Here is a 21,334-nt window from a genome sequence, read left to right on the forward strand (position 1 = left end):
CTCTCACTACCCAAAGCCTACGACGAGGCTAACGAGCCAGTCAACGGCTGTGGATTACTCCGAAGCGCGCTTGGCGATGTCACGGCGATGATGTGACCCAGCCAGCGAAATCAGATCAACACCGGCATATGCGCGCTCACGTGCTTGCGCCAACGAATCACCGACGGCAGTGACTGACAGCACGCGACCTCCTGCAGAAACTACATCGCCTTCATCAGTGATGCGCGTACCTGCATGAAGCACATCCACATCAAGAAGTGCATTGGCTTCTTCGAGACCAGAGATGACATCACCAGTGACCGGGGAGTCTGGGTAATTCTTGGATGCGACGACCACAGTCACCGCTGCACCTTCGCGCCATTCAAGTGGGGGCAGTTCAGCAACCTTGCCAGTTGCCGCAGCAAGCAGTACTTGACCAAGCGGTGACTTCAATCGTGCGAGCACCACTTGTGTTTCTGGATCACCGAAGCGCGCATTGAATTCAACAATGCGAACACCGCGCTTGGTTAGCGCTAGGCCCGCGTACAACAAACCGACGAACGGTGTGCCACGACGACGCATTGCATCAACCATCGGTTGCAGCACAGAAGCTGTAACTTCTTCAACTAAACCAGCAGGCGCCCAAGGAAGCGGTGAATACGCACCCATTCCGCCGGTGTTTGGGCCTTCATCATCATCATGCGCGCGCTTGAAATCTTGCGCTGGCTGCAACGCGATGATGTCGACACCATCGGTAATACCGAAGAGCGAAACTTCAGGACCATCGAGGTATTCCTCGACCAACACACTTGATGCGCCTTGCGCAAAACAATTGTCTGCGTGTTCAAGCGCTTGATGACGATCTGAAGTCACGATCACGCCCTTGCCTGCGGCAAGACCATCGTCCTTCACAACATATGGCTCGCCGAATTCATCGAGCGCTTTCGCAACTTCATCAAGAGTGGTGCACGAATGCGCCTGCGCCGTAGCGACGTTGGCTTCACTCATGACCTGCTTAGCAAAGGCCTTACTTCCTTCAAGCTGCGCAGCTTCCTTTGACGGACCAAAGCAAGCGATTCCACGCTCGCGAATTGCATCCGCTGCCCCTGCCACCAATGGAACTTCAGGGCCGACAACTACGAGATCGGCTTTAGTATCGACAGCCAGTTGAGCGACAGCATCAGGATTCGATGCATCAACAGGAAGCACTTCAACATCAGCAGCGATACCAGCATTGCCTGGCGCACAAATTATCGAAGTAACTGCCTCATCGGCTCGTAGAGCGGTGACAAGCGCATGCTCACGTGCACCGGAACCAATAACTAAAACGCGCATAACCCAAGGATCCTTCTCTGACGCCTACGCGCCGACGTAATGCTTATCGATTGCAGAAAGTGCGGAATCAAGGCGAACCAGTGCCTCGTTCATTTCATCAACTGTAATCGTGCACGGTGGCACCACATGGATGCGGTTGTAATTAGTGAATGGTAATAAACCGTTCTTCTTGCATTCACTTACAAACTCGTTCATTGCAGGAGACGAGCCGCCGTAAGGAGCCAGTGGATCCTTGGTTGCACGATCAGTGACGAGTTCAACAGCCCAGAACACGCCAAGGCCACGCACTTCGCCAATAACAGGATGCTTTTCCTGCAACTCGCGCAGACCCGGGCCAAGAACTGTTTCGCCAATCATCGCTGCGTTTTCCACAATGCCTTCTTCGCGCATTGCGTCAAGCGTCGCGACGATCGATGCTGCAGCAAGCGGATGCCCTGAGTAGGTAAGACCACCAGGGAAGACTTGATTGTCGAAGGTTGCTGCAATCTCATCAGAGATCACGACACCACCAACAGGCACATATCCCGAGTTCACTCCCTTTGCGAAAGTGATCAAGTCTGGTTGCGCTTTGAAATGATCAAAGGCGAACCACTTGCCTGTACGACCAAACCCGCACATCACTTCATCAGCAATCCATACGATTCCGTAGCGATTGCAGAGTTCACGCACACCTTCGAGATACCCAGGTGGTGGAACCAGGATCCCTGCGGTGCCAACCACTGTCTCCATCAAAATTGCAGCGATCGTTCCCGGGCCTTCAAATTGAATGACCTGCTCAAGATGAGCTAGTGCGCGCTCTGATTCATCTTCAGGTGTAGTTGCCCAAAAGCTTGAGCGGTAGAGATACGGGCCGAAGAAATGAACGTGGGCATCCGCATACTCATTAGGCCAACGTCGTGGGTCACCCGTTGAGGCAATCGCTGCACCAGTGTTGCCGTGGTACGAACGATAAAACGAGAGCACCTTGCGCTTACCCGTGTGAATCCGAGCCATGCGGATCGCATTCTCGACAGCGTCCGCGCCACCATTCGTGAAGAAAACTTTATTGAGATGTGCAGGTGCTAGCGAGGTGATGCGCTGGGCAGCTTCGCCCCGCTTGTCATTTGCGTGATTCGGGCTAATGGTGGAAAGAACTGAAGCCTGATCTGCGATGGCCTGAACAACCTTCGGATGCTGATGGCCAATATTTACGTTGACGAGCTGAGATGAAATATCCAAGAAGCGGTTACCGTCGTAATCCCAGACCCAACAGCCTTCCGCACCCTCAATGGTCAGTGGTGCGAGCGTTGACTGAGCGCTCCATGAATGAAATACGTGCGCACGATCAAGATCGTAGACGCGCTTACCCTCTTGCGAATTCACAGTTGTTCAACTCCTTCCAACTGCAGCAGATGCGAGGTTATGCGATCAAGTCGTGCAACGAAATTGTTGCATCGCGATCTTGGCCAACGCCGATTGCACTGATGCGAGTCCCTGAAATGTCTTCAAGGAACTGCACATACGAGCGAGCATTCGCTGGGAGATCTTCGATCGATCGAGCATTCGAGATGTCTTCAGTCCAACCTGGAAGGTCTTCGTAGATTGGCTTTGCATGATGGAAACCAGTCTGTGTCATTGGTAGCTCTTCCATACGGGTGCCATCTACGTCGTAGGCGACACACACAGGAATGCGATCAAACCCAGTGAGCACATCGAGCTTGGTCAAGAAAGTGTCCGTCAAACCGTTTATACGTGTTGCGAACTTCGCAATCGGCGCATCGAACCAGCCACAGCGGCGCGCGCGACCAGTTGTGGTGCCAACTTCACCGCCGATAGTGCGAAGGCGTTCGCCATCCGCATCAAAGAGCTCAGTTGGGAACGGGCCTGATCCCACGCGAGTGGTGTAGGCCTTCAGAATTCCGATCGTGCGGTCAATGCGTGTTGGGCCGATGCCGCTACCTGTGCAGGCACCGCCAGCAGTTGGGTTACTTGAGGTGACAAACGGGTAAGTACCGTGGTCAACGTCAAGCAGTGTTCCTTGACCACCTTCGAGCAACACAACCTTGTTTGCATCAAGAGCTTTATTCAGCACTAATGCAGTGTCAACAACATAAGGTGCAAGCGCTTCTGCGTATTCAAGAAGCGACTCAACAATTGCATTAACTTCAAGCGCACGTCGGTTATAGACCTTGACGAGCACCTGGTTCTTACTCAGAAGTGCGCCTTCAACTTTTTGGCGAAGGATTGACTCGTCAAACAGATCTTGGATACGGATACCAATGCGAGAAATTTTGTCGGCATAGGTTGGTCCGATACCGCGACCGGTAGTACCAATCTTTGAGTTTCCGAGGAATCGCTCAGAGACCTTGTCGAGAGTTACGTGATATGGAGTGATTAAATGCGCGTTCGCACTGATTAAAAGCTTTGAAGTGTCGACGTTGCGCTCATTAAGTCCGCGCATTTCCTGCAGCAACACAGTGGGGTCAATGACGACGCCGTTGCCGATCACCGGAATGACCTCAGGTGTGAGAATGCCGCTAGGTAAGAGGTGGAGGGCGAACTTCTGATCACCAATAACTACGGTGTGACCCGCGTTATTGCCGCCTTGATAGCGGACGACGTAATCAACGCGACCTCCGAGGAGATCGGTTGCTTTTCCCTTACCTTCGTCTCCCCACTGGGAGCCGAGCAAAATGATCGCAGGCACGTTGCACGAGCGTACCCGAGTAGCCAGATTTCCCCTATTCGGTGGCTTTTTTCCTCACGAATTTAGGATCTCGACCAAGTTGCGAGTGCCAATCCAAGAGCGTGACCTGACTTCCAGGCAGCTTCAACCTTTGGCCCGCCAGCCCATGAATCTCCAGCAAAGCCAATGTGGGTGCCTTCATCGAAGGAACACAGTTCCTCTCTGGCCGTGGTCGGCTTGGCAAAGGTCCAACGCATTGCCGATGACCACTGCGGATGTTCAGTCAATCCAAGAATCGGTAAAAGTGCATCCAGTGCTTGAGGAATGACTCCTGCTGGATCCGTGAGGTAATGCGCTGCAAGGTCTGGATGAACGTGCGCAACCACCACAGGATCTTGATTGCCACGACGATGGCCGTCATTCGCGATCCAAGTCAGAACTGGATGATCATTCACAAAAATTCCATCAAACTTTGGCAATGTTCCTTGCTCAAAAACAGCTGTCACTGCAATGACGGCTTCCCATTCAATTTGGTTGAGAAGTTCATGGGTCTCAATGAGTTCAGCATCGATGAACTGAGTTGCCTGCGGATCAGGCACGCATACTGCGACAGCGCTGAAAGACTCACCATCAACGAGAACGTGATCGCCTTCAACAGTAATAGACGCAACTTGCGTTGATGACTGAATCTGTTCATCTGAAATGACTTCCGCCTGATGTTCAATAATCGAGCGAAGGCCGTTGGTTGCTGAATAACGCATTGGCCCCGTGCGAATGCCACTGATGCCTGCTGGTGTTGCTACATGGAACGTGTCTGTCCATTCCCGTGCAATGTCCGCATCAATCCATGAATTTACGACAGACGCGAAATCAGGATCCTGCACAGTGAAGTACGAAGCACCGATATCCGTAATGTGACCGTCAAAAGCGGTTCCCGATTCACGGATGCGACGACTTGCCATGCGGCCACCAACAACGCGTCCGCGATCAATGATGCGAAATGGAATGTTGTGATGATGCAGCACTCGTGCGCATGCAATGCCACTCATGCCTGCACCGATGACAGCAATCGGTAATTGATTAGTCACGAGGAATGCTCGGGTCGCAATCAATCAAGAACGCCTCAATGCGCACTGACTCTTCGGTTTCATTGATCGCCGCAGCTGCGCGACCGAGCGCCTTCAAGCAGCGCAGGAAGCCTTGGTTGCCTTCGTGGCTCCATGGCACGGGGCCATGACCCTTCCAGCCATTGCGCCGCAAGGCATCCAAACCACGGTGATAGCCAACTCGGGCAAATGCGTAAGACTCGATCACTCGCCCATACGCCCACGCTTCATCACTCATTGCAGCCCAAGCAAGCGAACTGGAAGGGAATAGCGCCGCAACGGTTTCATGGGTATCACCTGCAGCAAATGCAGCAACCACCTCGGTGTCTAGTGGAAGCAGGGTTGGGGGTGGTCCGCCCAGAAGGTCTTTGCCGATGTCCATTTGCTTAGAGTGCCACTGCCCTCACAAATGGAAAATGCCGGGTGCATCGCACCCGGCATTCCCAAGATTTCTTATTACTTAATTGCAGTACCCGTTGAGCGAAGATCTTCGCAACCTTGGGTTACACGCGCTGCCATGCTGGCTTCTGCCAACTTGCCGTAGGCGCGAGGGTCGTACTGCTTCTTGTTGCCAACTTCGCCGTCAATCTTCAAGACACCGTCGTAGTTCTTGAACATGTGATCAGCGATTGGGCGGGTGAAGGCGTACTGGGTGTCGGTGTCGATGTTCATTTTGACAACGCCGTAGTCGAGTGCTTCACGAATTTCGCTCAGGAGCGAACCTGAACCACCATGGAAGACAAGATCAAATGGCTTGTCGACGCCGTACTTCGCACCAACAGCCTTTTGAATGTCATCAAGAATGTGCGGGGTCAACACAACGTTGCCTGGCTTGTAGACACCGTGAACGTTGCCAAAGGTTGCAGCAACCATGTAGCGACCGCGCTCACCAAGACCCAGTGCTGCTGCAGTTGCAAGGCCGTCTTCTTCAGTTGAGAAAAGCTTTGCATCGTGGCTTGCTTCTACGCCGTCTTCTTCGCCACCGACAACGCCGATTTCAATTTCAAGAATGATGTTTGCTGCATGGCAAGCATCAAGCAGACGCTGCGAGATCTCCATGTTCTGCGCAAGCGGCACTGCCGAGCCATCCCACATGTGCGACTGGAACAACGGCTCGAGACCTTTGTTCACACGCTCTTGCGAGATTGCAATGAGTGGCTCCATGAAGCTGCCGAGCTTGTCGATTGGGCAGTGGTCAGTGTGAAGGGCGAAGTTCACGTTGTAACTCTTTGCAATTGAGTGAGCGAACTCAGCGAGTGCTGCAGCGCCCGCAACCATGTCCTTGACGCCTTGGCCCGATGCAAATTCTGCGCCACCCCATGAAACCTGGATGATGCCGTCACTCTCGGCTTCAGCAAAGCCGCGCATTGCAGCAACGATGGTCTGCGATGAGGTGCAGTTGATTGCTGGGTAAGCAAACTTGCCGGCCTTTGCTCGGTCGAGCATTTGGGCATAAACCTCTGGGGATGCGATTGGCATAACTCACTCCTAGATCGGTAGTAGTGAGCACATCCTTCCACTCCCTGTAAGCGTTTTCAAGATCGGGCTCTTGCGTGTCCTATATATACGTTATGCGCGAAGTTTTCTTACGGAAGGGGCAGCAAGTGACGCAGCAATTGCCAAGAACGCGACTGCTGCCGCGATCAAGAATGCACCTTGTAACCCGATGGCTGCAGCAAGCGGCCCAGCGAGCGCTAATCCAAGCGGCCCAAGCATGAGCGAGCCCATCGCGTCATATGCACTCACCCGCGAAAGTGACTCACGTGGAATGTGCGTCTGTAATGCGGTGAACCACAAGACGCCGAGAGATTCATAGGCGATGCCAAGTGCCAATGCAGCTAGCGCGATCAGCCATAACGGCAGAGCTAATGACAAGAACACGAGTAGCACTGGGAGTGCGAATGTCAGTGACATGGCGAACACCATTGGGCGCTTCACCTGAAGTTTCGAAACCATGAAAGCGCCAAGCAGAAGGCCAAGGGACTCACAGGCAAGTACCACCGACCAGCCGGCGGCTCCACCGTAATGATCAATAGCAAGTACCGGCCCAAGCACTTCAAGTGCACCACGTCCAGCGAGTAACACCACTGAAAACGCAGCAACAATCACCACTACCCAGCGATATGAAACGAACACCCGCCAACCTTCTGCGAGATCACCCATCATCGATTCCCCTGAATCATGTGGTTTTGCAATATGTCTGATCGTGAAGATCAGCCACGCAGAAATCAGGAAACTCGAAGCATCAATCGCTATTGCTAGACCAGGCCCGAATAGCGCAACGAGAATGCCACCAAGTGCGCTTCCCAAAATGAGCCCGCCATTGGAGGCAATGCTCAAATATGCATTGGCTGGCTGAAGAAATTCATCTTCGACAGCATCAGGGACCATGCCTGCATACGCAGGCCACCACAATCCATTGAGGCATCCTGCAATGGCACCAAGTAGCGCCAGCCAGAACACAGTGGCGCTATCGGTGAGAAACAACACCGCAATAGTCATCACCACTACGCCAAGCACGGTGTCACTCAATGCAATCACTTTTGCTCGACCTAAACGATCCGCGATTACTCCACCAAAGGGTAGAACCAAAATCAATGGAATGGCTTGCGCTGCTAACACAATGCTGAGCGAAGTGGCATCGGTTCCTGGGATTGCAAGAACTCCAAAGGCCAAAGCAATAGGCGCGATGCCGTTTCCGAGATTGCTAATAAAGCGTGAGATAAATATGCGGCGATACGTACGAATTCTAAGGACCGAATTGCTTGGTATCAGTCGCGCAAACATGATTTATGCCAGTGGCCAATTATGTTGACGGATCCAAGCATGCATCGCAATAGCCGCAGCGGCTCCAACATTGATAGAGCGCGTTGATCCATATTGACTGATGGCGAAAAGTCCGTCGCACGCTTCACGTGCTCCCTCGGAAAGCCCAGTCCCTTCTTGCCCAAAAAGAAGAATGCAATCTTTCGGAAGCTGTGCTGTTTCCAGCGGTACCGAACCTTCTACATTGTCAAGACCAAGAATCGGTAAACCTTTTGACTTTGCCCACGCATGAAATTCCTCAGGAGTTTCGTGGTGACGAATGTGTTGATAGCGATCAGTCACCATCGCTCCACGACGATTCCAGCGCTTCTTACCGATGATGTGGATTTCCTGAGCAAGAAATGCGTTCGCCGTGCGCACGATCGAACCGATATTGAAATCATGTTCAAGGTTTTCGATGGCGACATGAAAGCCATGACGTCGCGTATCAAGTTCGGCAACGATGGCATCCATGCGCCAATAGCGGAATTCATCCACCACATTGCGGCGATCGCCCTGTTCAAGGAGTGCAGAATCAAAATGATCATCCGTTGGCCACGGCAAAGGATGTGGGCCAACTCCTACCGAGATGTCATGGGGATCCACGCACTCGACGATAGCCTGCAGGGGTGAATCTCGTGATGGCAGCCGCAGCGTCCGTACAAGCCCTTGGTCCAAGCTGGATGGATCCTCAACAGCTCATCAACAATCTTGGTGATGTGGCGTTCTGGGTAGTGCTCGCGATCATTTTTGCCGAATGCGGCATTCTTCTGGGCTTCTTCCTTCCAGGTGACTCACTTCTCTTCATCACTGGCCTATGTATTGCCAGCGGCATTATCAGCATGAACATCTGGGTTGCAGTGATCTTGCTAATCATCGTTGCGATCGTTGGCAACCTCACGGGTTATTGGATCGGCTACAAGGCAGGCCCAGCGCTTTTCAAGAAACCGGACTCAAAACTCTTCCGCAAGGAATACGTCGACAAGACACATACGTTCTTTGAGAAATACGGAGCACGAGCCATCATCCTGGCTCGCTTCGTCCCTATTGTGCGTACCTTCATTACCGCAGTTGCGGGAATTGGTCGCATGAACTTTCGTGAATACTTCATCTACAGCACGATCGGTGCGGTGTTGTGGGCTGGCCTGGTGACCATCGCAGGGTACTTCCTAGGAGACATAGACATCATCAAAAACAACATCGAAAAGGTGTTGATCTTGATTGTTCTTATCAGTGTGATTCCGATTGTGATCGAATTTATTCGTCACAAGCGGCAACACCGCGCTTAACGATTGTTGTTAAGCAAGACCAAGGTCTGAAAGTGAATACGCAGCGCGGTATTCGTAGCCTGCATCAATAACCTTCGGACCTGCACCACGGTCAACAATCACTGCAACTGCGATCGTCTTTGCGCCAACTTCATCGAGCGCTTCCACTGCTGTCAGCACAGAACCACCAGTGGTCGATGTGTCTTCAACTGCAAGCACGTTTCTACCGGCAACATCCGGGCCTTCAATGCGACGCTGCAAGCCGTGAGCCTTGCCTTCCTTGCGCACTACAAATGCATCAAGGACCTTGCCGTTGCGAGCTGCATCGTGAAGCATCGCTGTGGCAACTGGATCCGCGCCGAGGGTCAGCCCGCCCACGGCGTCGTAGTTGAGATCAGCGGTGAGCTCATTCATCACGGCACCCACGAGAGGGGCGGCCTCGCCATCTAATGTGACGCGACGAAGGTCGACGTAATAGTCAGCCTCTTTGCCGCTCGAAAGGATGACCTTGCCGTGCACCACGGCACGTTCGATGATCAACTGACGAAGTTTTTCCCAGGATTCTGAAGGCACAGATGAATCCTAGGGGAACCCTGCTACGTCCAAGTTTGGTGGAGACATACCGTAGGCAGGTGCGCAGGTTCCTCACCCTCTTCATCGCCCTTGCTATCGGAGTTGGCATAGCCGCTCCAGCCGGGGCTGTCGTGAATGGAGCGCCCTCAACCCCTGGCACCTTCGGCTTCCTTGTGGCGCTGCTTGATACACAACGCCTAGCCTCTCAAGGAGTCTTTCAATCCCAGTTTTGTGGCGGATCACTGACGACACCCACCACCGTGGTCACGGCTGCCCATTGCCTGGTTGATCAAAAATCAGGGGTTCGTGATTTGCCAACGAGTGTTGTCGTGGGATTTGGAAGATCACTCAATGACCCTTCGATTCGCACTGTTGGGGTCTCACTCATCACTGTGCATCCGAACTACAACATCAGTAACGGTGATAACGATGTCGCTGTTTTGACTCTCACTTCACCTGTCACCGATATATCGACGATTAAGCCAACTGCCGCAGAGGAAGCCTCCGTGCTTGAACAACCGGGAACGAAGGTCACGGTCGCCGGTTGGGGATCGATCAACTCCTTTGGCAATTCCTTTGCCGATGCGTTCCGCGTAGGTGAACTCACTCTTTTACCGGCGGGAGCCTGCGGTCAGGGTCAGAACACGTCACTCAATGGCATTACCTTCTTGGCCTATCAACCAGGGGAGGCCAACTCTGCGGTGATGTTATGCGCGATCGGGGTCTCACCGACAGGGCGAATCATCGATAGTTGCAAGGGGGACTCTGGAGGTCCGCTTGTTGCAGGTGACGGTGACGCTCAGCGCCTTATTGGTTTAGTGAGTTGGGGACTTAACTGTGCGACCCGTCATCCCGGTGTGTACACGAAACTTTCTGCGATGACTGATTTCCTCACGAGTACTGGCGCTTTAGGTATTTCAGCGCCACCACAACTCTCGCTTACCCCCCTCAACGAGCGGGTGCGAGTCACATTTCCAAAAAAATCTGAAAATGCAAACTTTGCCTCGTTTACTGCAACAGTTGTGGGCAGCACAACCCAACAGTGCTCAGCTGCTGCAACAACCAACGGGCGTGCAGCATCATGCGACATCATTGGCCTTGCGAATGGAACCTCCTACGCAATAGCTGCGACAGGATCATCTGCAGCTGGAATGTCTGCAGCAAGTAACTCACTTACATCAACACCAATCGCGGTTCCCGATGCTGGACGTATCAAGAAGGCTCAAGTCTCAGGTCAGCGAGTAATCGTGAAAGCCACCAAATCCGTAAGCACAACTCCAATTCTCGGAGAACGAGTTGCCTGTTTGCCCGTTAGCGGCGGTGCCGGTCGCAGTGCCAAGCTCATTGAAGGATCGGCGATAGTGAAAAGTCTCCAGGCAGGTGACTACACATGTGCCGTAATTGCGCGCAATGAACTTGGTTCGGCTCGAGGCCCTGAACGTCTCGTTCGTATCGGTGTGTAACCGATAGCGTTTTGCAATGGCTCGACGCAACCCACCCCTTGCTCCTCGAATGGCTCGTCACGCAACTTCAATCTTTGGCGAGATGTCAAAGCTCGCTTTAGAGCTCGACGCAATAAACCTCGGCCAAGGTTTTCCAGATACAGACGGCCCACAGCAACTTAAAGACGCAGCATGGCTGGCAATTTCCGAAGGTCGCGGGAATCAATACCCACCTGTGCACGGGGTTCCTGCGCTTCGTTCAGCAATCGCTGACCATCAGCAGCGGTTTTATGGGATCGGGCTTGATCCAGATACCGATGTTGTCGTGACAACTGGTGCATCAGAGGCTCTCGCTGCTTCCATGCTGGCACTTATGGAACCTGGCGACGAAGTCATCATGTTTGAACCTTGGTTCGACGTGTATGAAGCCATCATTGATATGGCGCACGGTGTGCGTGTTGGTGTGCCAATGAATAGCAGTGGTTTGCGGCCCAACCTTGAACAACTCGAAGCTGCGATCACTGCGCGCACTCGCGTGATCTTGCTGAATTCACCACACAATCCAACAGGAACCGTCTTCACGCGCGAAGAACTTCAAGTTGTTGCTTATCTAGCCATCAAGCACGACCTCATCGTGATTTCCGATGAAGCGTATGAGCATTTGTGGTTCGACGAATCGCGACACATTCCAGTTGCCACATTGCCAGGAATGTTTGAGCGCACCATCGCTGTGGGTTCGGGTGGCAAGACGTTTTCATTTACTGGTTGGAAGGTTGGCTGGGCAAGCGGACCAGCTGACCTCATCGGTGCTGTGCGAACCGTACGTCAGCATCTTTCCTATGTATCTGGCGGACCATTCCAATGGGCAATCGCCGAAGGCCTTGCATTCCCAGATTCGTACTTTGAGAATCTGCGGTCTGATTTACTCATGAAGCGAGATTTACTCGGTTGCGGATTGCGTGATCTTGGCTTTGATGTGATCACTCCACAGGGCACCTATTTCATCACCACCGACGTACGCCCACTTGGCTATGAGAATGGCTTGGAATTTTGCCGAGAGCTCCCACTTAAGGCCGGAGTGGTCGCTATTCCCCACCAAGTCTTCTGTGCAGATGTTTCGATCGGTGCCCCTTATGTGCGCTGGGCTTTTTGCAAGCAACCAGCAGTGCTTCAAGGGGCACTCGATCGAATGGCATCAGCGATTACACGGTGACAGTGAGTGCTGAACCGTCTGACGCAACTCCGATATGAACAGTGTCACCATCATGGGCTTCACCACTGAGTAAAACCTTTGCAAGCTTGTCGCCAATGGCGGTTTGCACCAAACGACGCAATGGTCGAGCACCGTAAGCAGGGTCAAAGCCCATATTCACAAGCCACAATTTCGCATCTTCTGAAAGATCCAGGGTGATGCGTCGGTCGTCAAGACGTTGTTGCAGGGCCGCGATCTGAATATCGGCAACTTTGGTCAGTTGAGCACGATCAAGTGGCTCGAACGTGATCATGCCATCGAGTCGGTTCAAGAATTCCGGTCGGAATTGTTGACGCACAACTGCCAGCACCTGCTCCTTACGCTCCTCGAATGGCACGTCAGTTTCAATGAGGAACTGACTGCCCATGTTCGAAGTGAGAATCAAGATCACATTGCGGAAATCAACCGTGCGACCTTGACCGTCTGTTAAGCGACCGTCATCGAGAACCTGTAGCAAGATGTCGAAGACTTCTGGATGTGCTTTCTCAACCTCATCGAGCAGTACAACCGAGTACGGGCGACGACGTACTGCTTCAGTGAGCTGCCCGCCTTCTTCATAACCGACGTACCCCGGTGGGGCACCAACTAACCGCGAAACCGAATGCTTCTCGGAGTATTCGCTCATGTCGATACGCACCATTGCGCGCTCATCATCAAACAAGAACTCAGCAAGAGCCTTGGCGAGTTCGGTTTTACCGACACCTGTTGGACCAAGGAACATGAATGAACCTGTTGGACGGTTGGGATCTGAGATGCCCGCGCGTGCACGACGCACAGCATCGCTGACCTCTTGAACTGCTTCCTTTTGGCCGATGACTCGCTTGCCGAGTTCTTCTTCCATGCGAAGCAGCTTTTGCGTTTCACCTTCAAGTAAGCGCCCCGCCGGAATGCCCGTCCATGCCGCAACAACTTCAGCAATATCGTCGGCCGTGACTTCTTCTTTCACCATAGCCGAGCGCTCATTTGCCTCATTTGAAACGCGCACCAGCTCTTCATCCAAGCCTGGGATTTCTGCATAAAGGATTCGAGAAGCTTGCTCGAAGTCACCTTCACGTTGAGCGCGTTCCGCGATCGCGCGTAGGTCATCAATGCGTACCTTAATTTCACCTACACGATCAAGACCTGCCTTTTCAGCATCCCAACGAGCGCGTAGGCCTTTGAGTTCTTCATCTTTATCCGCAATTTCATCGCGGATTTTCTTCAGGCGATCCTTCGATGCATCGTCAGTTTCCTTGGCGACCGCAAGCTCTTCCATGCGTAGACGATCCACTTGGCGTTGCAACACATCGATCTCTACTGGAGACGAGTCAATTTCCATGCGAAGGCGAGATGCAGATTCATCCATGAGGTCGATTGCTTTGTCCGGCAAGAATCGCGCAGTGATGTAGCGATCAGAAAGCGTAGCTGCGGCAACCAAGGCAGAGTCAGAGATGACCACCTTGTGATGAGCCTCGTACTTCTCTTTGATTCCGCGCAGGATTGCAATCGTGTCTTCAACTGATGGTTGGTTCACCATCACTTGCTGGAAACGACGTTCCAGTGCTGCATCTTTCTCAATGTATTGGCGGTACTCATCAAGAGTGGTGGCACCGATCATGCGAAGTTCACCACGAGCAAGCATCGGCTTGAGCATGTTGCCAGCATCCATCGCGCCTTCACCGCCAGCTCCGGCGCCAACAACGGTGTGAAGCTCGTCGATGAAGGTGATGATTTGGCCATCTGATTCCTTGATCTCATCAAGGACAGCCTTCAAGCGCTCTTCAAACTCACCGCGGTACTTCGCTCCAGCAACCATGGCACCCAAATCAAGGGAGTACAAAGTTTTGCCTTGTAATGACGTTGGAACGTCACCTTCAACAATGCGTCGGGCAAGGCCTTCAACTACTGCAGTTTTTCCGACACCAGGTTCACCAATAAGTACTGGGTTGTTCTTGGTGCGGCGCGACAGCACCTGAATCGTGCGTCGAACTTCTTCATCCCGACCAATAACGGGGTCAATTTTTCCCTCGCGTGCCCGAGCAGTGAGGTCAACACCAAACTTTTCTAGTGCTTGGAAGGTTTGTTCTGGATCTTGAGATGTCACGCGTGCTGACCCCCGTACATTTTGTAGTGCATCAATAAGTGCAGCTGGCGTTGCACCAACCTGAGCGAGTCGATCACTGACTCCAACACCGCCATCTTTGGAAAGTCCAATGAGGAGGTGTTCTGTACTGACATATTCATCGCCGCGTTCTTTGGCGAGATCCTGAGCAGCGTTGAGCACCTTGTATGTGGCATTACTGAGTTGTGGAGACGAAACAGAGGAACCACTTGCGCTTGGAAGTGCATCAAGCGCCTGTCGAACTTGTGCAGTTAAGCCAGATACATCTGCACCTACAGCATTGAGAAGTGCACTTGCTATGCCTTCACCCTGCTGAAGCAAAGAATCAAGTACATGAAGTGGCTCTACCTGAGGATTGCCTTTTGCTGCTGCAATTCGCACAGCAGCGCCAAGGGCATCCTGGCTTTTTGTTGTGAATTGAATGTCCATCGTTTGCTTTCCTTATCGCTGGGAGCGACGATTTGGGCGCCACACCACAAGAGCAGTTGAGGACTTTTCCTTATGGAATTCACGCACTTGATTGCGTAATCCTTCGACTTCTTCTTGCAGCACAAGAATGCGTCGAATACCTTCCAAGGAAAGGCCTTCAGCAGAGAGATCTGCGATCTCTCGTAAACGCGCGATATCGCGCGCAGAATAAAGCCGGTTTCGGCCGCCCACTCGCGTTGGTGACACCAGCCCGAGTCGGTCATATTGACGCAGGGTCTGCGGATGCAAGGCTGCAAGCTGCGCCGCGACCGAGATAGCAAAGACCGGATGGTCATCGGCTACTTGGAAGCGGTCCATCTCACTGCCCTGCCAGATTCATAAGATCTCGACGAGGGTCGTGATCCTCGGTGAGACCTGCGTAGGTTTCTAATGCTTTGCGTGCTTCATCGGTGAGCTTCTGCGGCACAGCAACTTCAACAGTGACAAGAACATCTCCCTGCTTGCCATCCTTGCGCTTAATCCCCTTGCCCTTCACCCGGAAGGTTTTGCCTGTTGTCGTTCCCGCAGGAATCTTCAACGTGACATTGCCATCGCGAGGTGTTGGCACAGTGATCTGTGACCCCAATGCGGCTTCACTAAAGGTGACAGGCGCTGTGAAGACGATGTTGTCGCCCTTGCGCGTGAACAGCGGATGCGATGCCACGTGGATGTTCACCATGAGATCACCGGCTGGTCCGCCACGCTCGCCGGGTGAGCCCTTACCGGCAAGACGAATACGAGCCTCATCTTTCACACCTGCTGGGATGCGCGCCTGAACTGTGCGTGTTTTCATTGCACGCCCTGCACCACGGCATGCGGTGCAGGGGTCATCAATGAGTTGACCTCGGCCGCGACATGTTGGGCAAGTTTCAGGGAAGGCAAACCCACCAGCATTGCGAGCCACCTGACCTTGCCCACCACAACTTGGACAGGTGTGCGGCATCGTTCCAGGCTTTGCACCAGTACCGCGACATGAATCGCATGCTGCTTCAGTGCGCAGATTCAAGGGAACAGTCACGCCATCGAGTGCATCATCGAAACTGAGATTCAATTCAGTTTCCAGATCGTCACCACGACGTGGTTGTGGTGAACGTGCGCCGCCTCGGCCGCGGTTAAAGATGCCGCCGAGGAGATCACTGAAGTCACCGCCTTGCCCGCCGAAGAGGTCATCCATATTGACGTTGTAGGAACCGCCACCTGGTGCACCTGCGCCATAGCCGCCTGGGCCGAATCCACCTGATGCAAACATGGCACGGGCTTCGTCATACTCCCGACGCTTATCTGCATCAGACAACACGTCATAGGCCTCGGAGACTTCTTTGAACTTCTCTTCTGCCTTTGGATTGTCTGGATTCTTATCCGGATGCAATTCACGGGCTAGCTTGCGGTACTTCTTCTTGATCTCATCGGCTGCGGCATCTTTGCTCACACCCAATGAGGCATAGAAGTCCTTCTCAAGCCAATCCTTATTCACAATTCTTCCTTGCTTAGTCCGTTCCAGCTACGGCTACCCGAGCTGGGCGAAGCACTCTTCCTGCGTATCGGTAACCAACTTGGTACACCGAAACAACGGTCGGTTCTGCAACAGCGTCATTTGATTCACTCGTGAGTGCTTCATGCACTGCTGGATCAAATGGTTCATTTGCTTGACCAAAGGTTTCAAGGCCGAGCTTGGTACATGTTGCTTCTAGTGACTCACCAATAGTTTTGAAGGCACCTTCAAGTTCGCCATGTTCCCGCGCCCGATTGATGTCGTCTAACAACGGAAGCAACTCGTTGAGCACGCCACCGATTGCATTTTCTCGACTGACTTCGCGGTCACGATCAACACGCTTGCGGTAGTTGGCGTATTCAGCGTGAACTCGCTGGAGATCTCCAGTGAGTTCAGCAACCTTTGCTTCGACTTCATTGATGTCACCTTCAACCTGAGCACCCTCTTCAGGTACGTCAGCAGTTTCCTGCTGACGTACCTCGAAGGTCTCCGGATCGATGCGGCGCTTATCGGTTACCCGAACGCCGACTTCGTCGGTTTCGTCGTTGCTCACTTGGTCTCGTCCTCATCAACGATCTCTGCGTCAACAACGTCGTCATCGTTGTCAGCTTGTGCATCGCCACCTGCCGCATCAGCAGCTGCGGTTGCTTCGTACATAGCTGCGCCAAGTGCCTGGCTTGCCTGAGCAACCTTTTCGGTAGCTTCACGCATTGCTGGCAGGTCATTGGCCTCGATTGCCTGCTTGAGTTCTTCAAGTGGGCCGTCGACATTTGCCTTTGCATCTGCTGGCACCTTGTCAGCGTTGTCTGCCAGGAACCTTTCAGTCTGGTAGACGAGAGACTCTGCGGTGTTGCGTACTTCAGCTTCTTCGCGACGAGCCTTGTCTTCATCAGCGTGTGCTTCTGCATCACGCATCATGCGATCAATGTCGTCTTTGCTCAGTGCTGAACCACCCGAGATGGTCATCGACTGCTCCTTGCTCGTTGCGCGGTCCTTAGCGGAAACGTGCACGATGCCGTTGGCGTCGATGTCGAAGGTCACTTCGATCTGAGGGATACCACGTGGCGCTGGTGGCAAACCTGTGAGCTCGAAGGTTCCAAGCCGCTTGTTGTATGCAGCCATCTCGCGCTCACCTTGGTACACCGAAATCAACACGGATGGTTGGTTGTCTTCAGCAGTTGTGAAGGTTTCTGAACGCTTTGTTGGAATAGTGGTGTTGCGCTCAATGAGCTTGGTCATCACGCCGCCCTTGGTTTCAATACCAAGCGACAGTGGAGTCACATCGAGAAGAAGAACATCCTTCACCTCGCCCTTCAGTACACCAGCCTGAAGAGCTGCTCCGATTGCAACAACCTCATCAGGGTTAACACCCTTATTTGGCTCCTTGCCGGTTTCCGCCTTCACCAATTCGCTCACTGCTGGCATACGAGTTGATCCACCAACAAGTACGACCTGGTCGATGTTCTTCACATCAATGCCAGCATCCTTGAGGACGGCACGCACTGGCTTCTTGGTGCGTTCCAACAAGTCAGCAGTCATCTGCTCGAACTGTGAACGAGACAGAGTCTCCTCCAAGTGCAATGGACCTTCAGTGCTTGCAGTGATGTACGGCAAGTTGATTGATGTCGACATTGAACTTGAGAGTTCGATCTTTGCCTTTTCAGCCGCTTCACGAAGACGCTGCGTAGCCATCTTGTCTTTCGACAAGTCCACGCCGTGTGCGTTCTTGAACGACGTCACCATCCAGTCAACAACTGCGTTATCCCAGTCGTCGCCACCAAGGTGGTTGTCACCACTGGTTGCCTTGACTTCAACAACACCGTCGCCAATTTCGAGAAGTGAAACGTCGAACGTTCCGCCGCCAAGGTCGAAGACCAAGATAGTTTGTTCGATGTCACCCTTATCAAGACCATAAGCAAGTGCTGCTGATGTTGGCTCGTTAATGATGCGAAGTACGTTCAGACCTGCAATCTCGCCGGCTTCTTTGGTTGCCTGACGTTCAGCATCGCTGAAGTACGCAGGAACAGTGATGACTGCATCTGTGACGTTCTCACCTAAGTAGGCCTCGGCGTCGCGCTTCAACTTCATGAGCGTGCGGGCACTGATTTCCTGGGGGGTGTACGCCTTACCGTCAATGTCGACAGTCCAGTTAGTACCCATGTGACGCTTGACCGACCGAATAGTGCGATCAACGTTGGTCACAGCTTGGCGCTTGGCAACTTCACCAACGAGCACCTCGCCGTTTTTAGCGAATGCGACAACGGACGGGGTGGTCCGAGCACCTTCAGCATTAGCGATGACGACGGGTTCTCCGCCTTCAAGAACTGAGACAACGGAGTTGGTTGTACCCAGGTCGATACCTACTGCACGGGACATAGTGGTCGTACTCCTTCTTTATTACCTGACCGGATCGTCAGAAGTTCATGTCTTCTAGTTTCCTCGCCCTCAAGGTCTGTTGCAAGTCCTGCATCAGATCCTTTGAGTCGAGTGGACTCATATGTATACAACTCAGAGTGCTGAGCTTTCATTCCCGGCTTTTCTTGGAAATTATGTGATTTGGATCACATAAAACAAAAGCCGCCCCGAAGGGCGGCTCATGCTGGCTGAATCTAGATCGAGGTGCGATGGAAATTCGCGAATGACCGACTCGGGGTTGGTCCGCGCTGACCTTGGTAGCGCGAGCCGTACTTTTCTGAGCCATATGGGTGTTCGGCTGGGCTAGAGAGACGGAATAGGCACAGCTGGCCAATCTTCATGCCTGGGTACAACAGGATCGGCAGGTTCGCAACGTTTGCCAATTCCAAGGTCACGTGACCAGAAAAGCCAGGGTCAATGAATCCAGCCGTCGAGTGAGTGAGCAAGCCCAAGCGGCCAAGGGAAGACTTGCCCTCTAGACGGCCAGCCAAATCATCGGGAAGTGACACCACTTCATAGGTGGAACCCAGCACGAATTCCCCAGGATGCAGCACAAAAGGCTCGTCGCCCTCTGGCTCAATCAGGCGAGTGAGCTCTGGCTGTTCAGTGCTGGGATCAATGAACGGGTACTTGTGGTTCTCGAATACGCGGAACCAACGGTCCAGGCGCACGTCGATGCTCGAAGGCTGAATCATCGCCTCGTCATAAGGCTCAACAGCAACGCGACCCGAAGCGATCTCGGCCTTGAAATCTCCATCTGAAAGCAGCACGGGACGAGGTTATCTAACCCCGCCCGTTAATGCACAGACGCCCGCCAAAGAGTCCGTCCTGCGGCTTCTCGGGGAACTTTCCTTCAGCTGTACCCGTCCAAGCCGTGTGAAGCGCTCATGGGTAACACGCCTACTTATTGCACCGATGGCTCTTCTTGTCATCGGAATAATTCCGACTATGGCTCAGGCCGCATCACAACTAAATCCGACAACAGTCTCATCCAGCGTTTCCGATTTTCGACAATCCATTGGAACCGTGTTGAACTCGTATTACTTAACCTACGGAAGTCGACTTTCACTTGCGGAGCAAGCACAGATGAGCACACTTATGAAACAAGTTGACCAAGAACTTTCTGTTCTTCAAAGGAAAACTCAGGCAAGTGCCAAACTTGCACAACAGCACGCGGCCAAGGCGAAACAAAAAGACGCAGCTCGCACAGCGGCAAAGTCGTTCGACATCGCCTACTCACATGCGATGACAAGTCTTGAAAAAGTTCAACCAATATTGCAGCCAAAGCTCTCACTCTTTGAAGCATTTCGTGCGAAATATGATTTGGATCAATCACTTCAAGCCTTTGAAACGCTGGGCAGGCAACTTCACACACTTGCCGATTAACTAGTCGTGTTCCTTGGAACTTCGCAAACGTTTTGTTTCACCTCGCGACTTCTTCGAGTTGAGTCTGCGTTCAACTGATCCCTTTGTGGGCCGGGTTGCCTTGCGTGTACGCGCCGGCGGCGCAATTGCTTCACGCAGAAGTTGAGCCAAGCGCTGTTCAGCCGCTCTTCGGTTTTGTAATTGAGACCGTTGCTCTGAGGCCGTAATGGTGATGCAGCCGTCTACTAACTTCGACTTCAAATTTTTCAATGCTCGTTGGCGTAGGTATTCGGGCAGGCTTAGGGATTTAGCAATGTCATAGCTGAGCTGCACACGCGAATCCGCTGTGTTGACCCCCTGTCCGCCAGGGCCGGACGAGCGGGAAAATTTCACGACCAACTCGGCCTGCGGAATCACCACAGCCCCACGAATGACGAGGTCGTCTGCCATTCCATAAGCATGGAGCAGAACGCTGACAATTGAAAACCGCTAAAGTAATTGAGTACCTTCGCGGGCGTAGTTCAGTGGTAGAACACCAGCTTCCCAAGCTGGATATGCGGGTTCGATTCCCGTCGCCCGCTCCGCAGGAGAGGCCTTTCGAATCGGGAGGAACGTAGTGACGGATCCCGTCGCCCGCTCCGCAGGAGAGGCCTCGGCACGCTATTCGTCGCCAAGGAGTTCCGACAAATCGTTTGGCACATCAGCCATGCATTCACGCAACGCCCAGCTCGGGATGATTTCTAGCGCAGCTTCATTGGTTGCCTGAAGCACCACTGGTGCCTTGATGCCATCTTCAAAGGCTTGCCACCAACGTCCAGCACACACGGCCCAACGATCCCCCGGCTGTAACCCAGCGAAGCCAAACTGCGGCATAGGTGTTGAAAGATCATTACCGATGGATTTTTGATGCTCAAGAAATTCGGCCGAGACCACCGTGCATACGGTGTGCGAACCAATATCTTCCGGGCCTGTGTTGCAGTAGCCGTCACGATAAAACCCTGTGACCGGCTCGAGGCTGCACACTTCTAGTTCGTCTCCGAACACATTGCGCTGACTCATGATGTGAGT

Annotated in this window: 21 protein-coding genes and 1 tRNA gene; 5 read left to right on the top strand and 17 right to left on the bottom strand. The window is 53.0% G+C overall.

What is annotated here, in order from left to right; all coding sequences use genetic code 11:
* Positions 1–54: 54 nt before the first annotated feature.
* The 8 genes from purD to PHN51_11345 form a co-directional block, all read right to left on the bottom strand.
* A complete protein-coding gene (gene purD, locus PHN51_11310) occupies positions 55–1,314 on the bottom strand; it encodes a phosphoribosylamine--glycine ligase (GenBank protein MDD2819365.1) in 1,260 nt (419 codons plus the stop codon).
* A 24-nt stretch (positions 1,315–1,338) separates the two neighbouring features.
* Positions 1,339–2,676: an aspartate aminotransferase family protein gene (locus PHN51_11315; protein ID MDD2819366.1), complete on the bottom strand. Its 1,338-nt coding sequence runs from the start codon at positions 2,674–2,676 to the stop codon at positions 1,339–1,341.
* A 37-nt stretch (positions 2,677–2,713) separates the two neighbouring features.
* Positions 2,714–4,000, bottom strand: coding sequence for an adenylosuccinate synthase (locus PHN51_11320; protein MDD2819367.1), 1,287 nt, complete (start codon positions 3,998–4,000; stop codon positions 2,714–2,716).
* A 62-nt stretch (positions 4,001–4,062) separates the two neighbouring features.
* On the bottom strand, positions 4,063–5,067 hold the full coding sequence (locus PHN51_11325) for an NAD(P)-binding protein (protein ID MDD2819368.1): 1,005 nt from the start codon (positions 5,065–5,067) through the stop codon (positions 4,063–4,065).
* Positions 5,060–5,467 (bottom strand): DUF3151 domain-containing protein, encoded by a 408-nt coding sequence (locus PHN51_11330; GenBank protein MDD2819369.1) that lies wholly within the window; start codon positions 5,465–5,467, stop codon positions 5,060–5,062. The genes PHN51_11325 and PHN51_11330 overlap by 8 nt, the downstream gene beginning before the upstream one ends.
* Before the next feature lie 74 nt (positions 5,468–5,541).
* Positions 5,542–6,564, bottom strand: a complete 1,023-nt coding sequence (fbaA, locus tag PHN51_11335) for a class II fructose-bisphosphate aldolase (GenBank protein MDD2819370.1) — start codon at positions 6,562–6,564, stop codon at positions 5,542–5,544.
* Positions 6,565–6,654: 90 nt separating this feature from the next.
* Positions 6,655–7,872, bottom strand: coding sequence for an MFS transporter (locus PHN51_11340; GenBank protein ID MDD2819371.1), 1,218 nt, complete (start codon positions 7,870–7,872; stop codon positions 6,655–6,657).
* Positions 7,873–7,875: 3 nt separating this feature from the next.
* Positions 7,876–8,496, bottom strand: coding sequence for a TrmH family RNA methyltransferase (locus PHN51_11345; GenBank protein ID MDD2819372.1), 621 nt, complete (start codon positions 8,494–8,496; stop codon positions 7,876–7,878).
* 23 nt (positions 8,497–8,519) lie between these two features.
* Between PHN51_11345 and PHN51_11350 the strand changes: the two genes are divergently transcribed.
* Positions 8,520–9,179 carry a VTT domain-containing protein gene (locus PHN51_11350; protein MDD2819373.1) on the top strand — a complete coding sequence of 220 codons (660 nt, stop codon included), beginning with the start codon at positions 8,520–8,522 and terminating at the stop codon, positions 9,177–9,179.
* A 9-nt stretch (positions 9,180–9,188) separates the two neighbouring features.
* On the opposite strand, the gene pyrE is transcribed toward PHN51_11350, so the two are convergent.
* Positions 9,189–9,731: an orotate phosphoribosyltransferase gene (gene pyrE, locus PHN51_11355; GenBank protein MDD2819374.1), complete on the bottom strand. Its 543-nt coding sequence runs from the start codon at positions 9,729–9,731 to the stop codon at positions 9,189–9,191.
* Between the two features lie 59 nt (positions 9,732–9,790).
* Here pyrE and PHN51_11360 point away from each other — a divergent pair, with 59 nt between their 5' ends.
* Both PHN51_11360 and PHN51_11365 read left to right on the top strand, forming a co-directional pair.
* Entirely contained in the window at positions 9,791–11,194 is a 1,404-nt protein-coding gene (locus tag PHN51_11360; GenBank protein ID MDD2819375.1) for a serine protease, read from the top strand.
* Between the two features lie 16 nt (positions 11,195–11,210).
* On the top strand, positions 11,211–12,386 hold the full coding sequence (locus PHN51_11365) for an aminotransferase class I/II-fold pyridoxal phosphate-dependent enzyme (protein MDD2819376.1): 1,176 nt from the start codon (positions 11,211–11,213) through the stop codon (positions 12,384–12,386).
* On the opposite strand, the gene clpB is transcribed toward PHN51_11365, so the two are convergent.
* The 6 genes from clpB to dcd form a co-directional block, all read right to left on the bottom strand.
* Complete coding sequence (gene clpB / locus PHN51_11370; GenBank protein MDD2819377.1) at positions 12,376–14,955, bottom strand: ATP-dependent chaperone ClpB; 2,580 nt, start codon at positions 14,953–14,955, stop codon at positions 12,376–12,378. The two genes, PHN51_11365 and clpB, sit on opposite strands and share 11 nt — an antisense overlap.
* A gap of 12 nt (positions 14,956–14,967) precedes the next feature.
* Positions 14,968–15,312: a MerR family transcriptional regulator gene (locus PHN51_11375; GenBank protein ID MDD2819378.1), complete on the bottom strand. Its 345-nt coding sequence runs from the start codon at positions 15,310–15,312 to the stop codon at positions 14,968–14,970.
* 1 nt (position 15,313) lies between these two features.
* Positions 15,314–16,468 carry a molecular chaperone DnaJ gene (gene dnaJ / locus PHN51_11380; GenBank protein MDD2819379.1) on the bottom strand — a complete coding sequence of 385 codons (1,155 nt, stop codon included), beginning with the start codon at positions 16,466–16,468 and terminating at the stop codon, positions 15,314–15,316.
* Between the two features lie 13 nt (positions 16,469–16,481).
* Positions 16,482–17,039: a nucleotide exchange factor GrpE gene (grpE, locus tag PHN51_11385; protein ID MDD2819380.1), complete on the bottom strand. Its 558-nt coding sequence runs from the start codon at positions 17,037–17,039 to the stop codon at positions 16,482–16,484.
* Positions 17,036–18,862 (bottom strand): molecular chaperone DnaK, encoded by a 1,827-nt coding sequence (dnaK, locus tag PHN51_11390; GenBank protein MDD2819381.1) that lies wholly within the window; start codon positions 18,860–18,862, stop codon positions 17,036–17,038. Before dnaK ends, grpE begins: the two co-directional genes overlap by 4 nt.
* 233 nt (positions 18,863–19,095) lie before the next feature.
* Positions 19,096–19,671 carry a dCTP deaminase gene (gene dcd / locus PHN51_11395; GenBank protein ID MDD2819382.1) on the bottom strand — a complete coding sequence of 192 codons (576 nt, stop codon included), beginning with the start codon at positions 19,669–19,671 and terminating at the stop codon, positions 19,096–19,098.
* 145 nt (positions 19,672–19,816) lie between these two features.
* On the opposite strand from dcd, the gene PHN51_11400 reads away from it, so the two are divergent.
* The gene (locus PHN51_11400) at positions 19,817–20,287 is read left to right on the top strand and encodes a hypothetical protein (protein ID MDD2819383.1); all 471 of its coding nucleotides are present in this window, start codon (positions 19,817–19,819) and stop codon (positions 20,285–20,287) included.
* Here the strand turns inward: PHN51_11400 and arfB are convergent, their stop codons facing one another.
* Positions 20,288–20,716 (bottom strand): alternative ribosome rescue aminoacyl-tRNA hydrolase ArfB, encoded by a 429-nt coding sequence (gene arfB, locus PHN51_11405; GenBank protein MDD2819384.1) that lies wholly within the window; start codon positions 20,714–20,716, stop codon positions 20,288–20,290.
* Between the two features lie 60 nt (positions 20,717–20,776).
* On the opposite strand from arfB, the gene PHN51_11410 reads away from it, so the two are divergent.
* Positions 20,777–20,847: transfer RNA gene (locus PHN51_11410), tRNA-Gly, on the top strand.
* Between the two features lie 79 nt (positions 20,848–20,926).
* On the opposite strand, the gene PHN51_11415 is transcribed toward PHN51_11410, so the two are convergent.
* On the bottom strand, positions 20,927–21,325 hold the full coding sequence (locus PHN51_11415) for a DUF2237 domain-containing protein (GenBank protein ID MDD2819385.1): 399 nt from the start codon (positions 21,323–21,325) through the stop codon (positions 20,927–20,929).
* Positions 21,326–21,334: the final 9 nt, after the last annotated feature.

It is taken from the genome of Candidatus Nanopelagicales bacterium, from assembly GCA_028687755.1.
Classification (GTDB): domain Bacteria; phylum Actinomycetota; class Actinomycetes; order S36-B12; family S36-B12; genus UBA11398.

Coding starts and splice junctions, on each gene's coding strand:
- purD (MDD2819365.1), bottom strand. CDS start 1,314: ATGCGCGTTTTAGTTATTGGTTCCGGTGCACGTGAGCATGCGCTTGTC.
- PHN51_11330 (MDD2819369.1), bottom strand. CDS start 5,467: ATGGACATCGGCAAAGACCTTCTGGGCGGACCACCCCCAACCCTGCTT.
- fbaA (MDD2819370.1), bottom strand. CDS start 6,564: ATGCCAATCGCATCCCCAGAGGTTTATGCCCAAATGCTCGACCGAGCA.
- PHN51_11340 (MDD2819371.1), bottom strand. CDS start 7,872: ATGTTTGCGCGACTGATACCAAGCAATTCGGTCCTTAGAATTCGTACG.
- PHN51_11365 (MDD2819376.1), top strand. CDS start 11,211: ATGGCTCGACGCAACCCACCCCTTGCTCCTCGAATGGCTCGTCACGCA.
- clpB (MDD2819377.1), bottom strand. CDS start 14,955: ATGGACATTCAATTCACAACAAAAAGCCAGGATGCCCTTGGCGCTGCT.
- PHN51_11375 (MDD2819378.1), bottom strand. CDS start 15,312: ATGGACCGCTTCCAAGTAGCCGATGACCATCCGGTCTTTGCTATCTCG.
- dnaK (MDD2819381.1), bottom strand. CDS start 18,862: ATGTCCCGTGCAGTAGGTATCGACCTGGGTACAACCAACTCCGTTGTC.
- PHN51_11400 (MDD2819383.1), top strand. CDS start 19,817: ATGGCTCTTCTTGTCATCGGAATAATTCCGACTATGGCTCAGGCCGCA.
- arfB (MDD2819384.1), bottom strand. CDS start 20,716: ATGGCAGACGACCTCGTCATTCGTGGGGCTGTGGTGATTCCGCAGGCC.
- PHN51_11415 (MDD2819385.1), bottom strand. CDS start 21,325: ATGAGTCAGCGCAATGTGTTCGGAGACGAACTAGAAGTGTGCAGCCTC.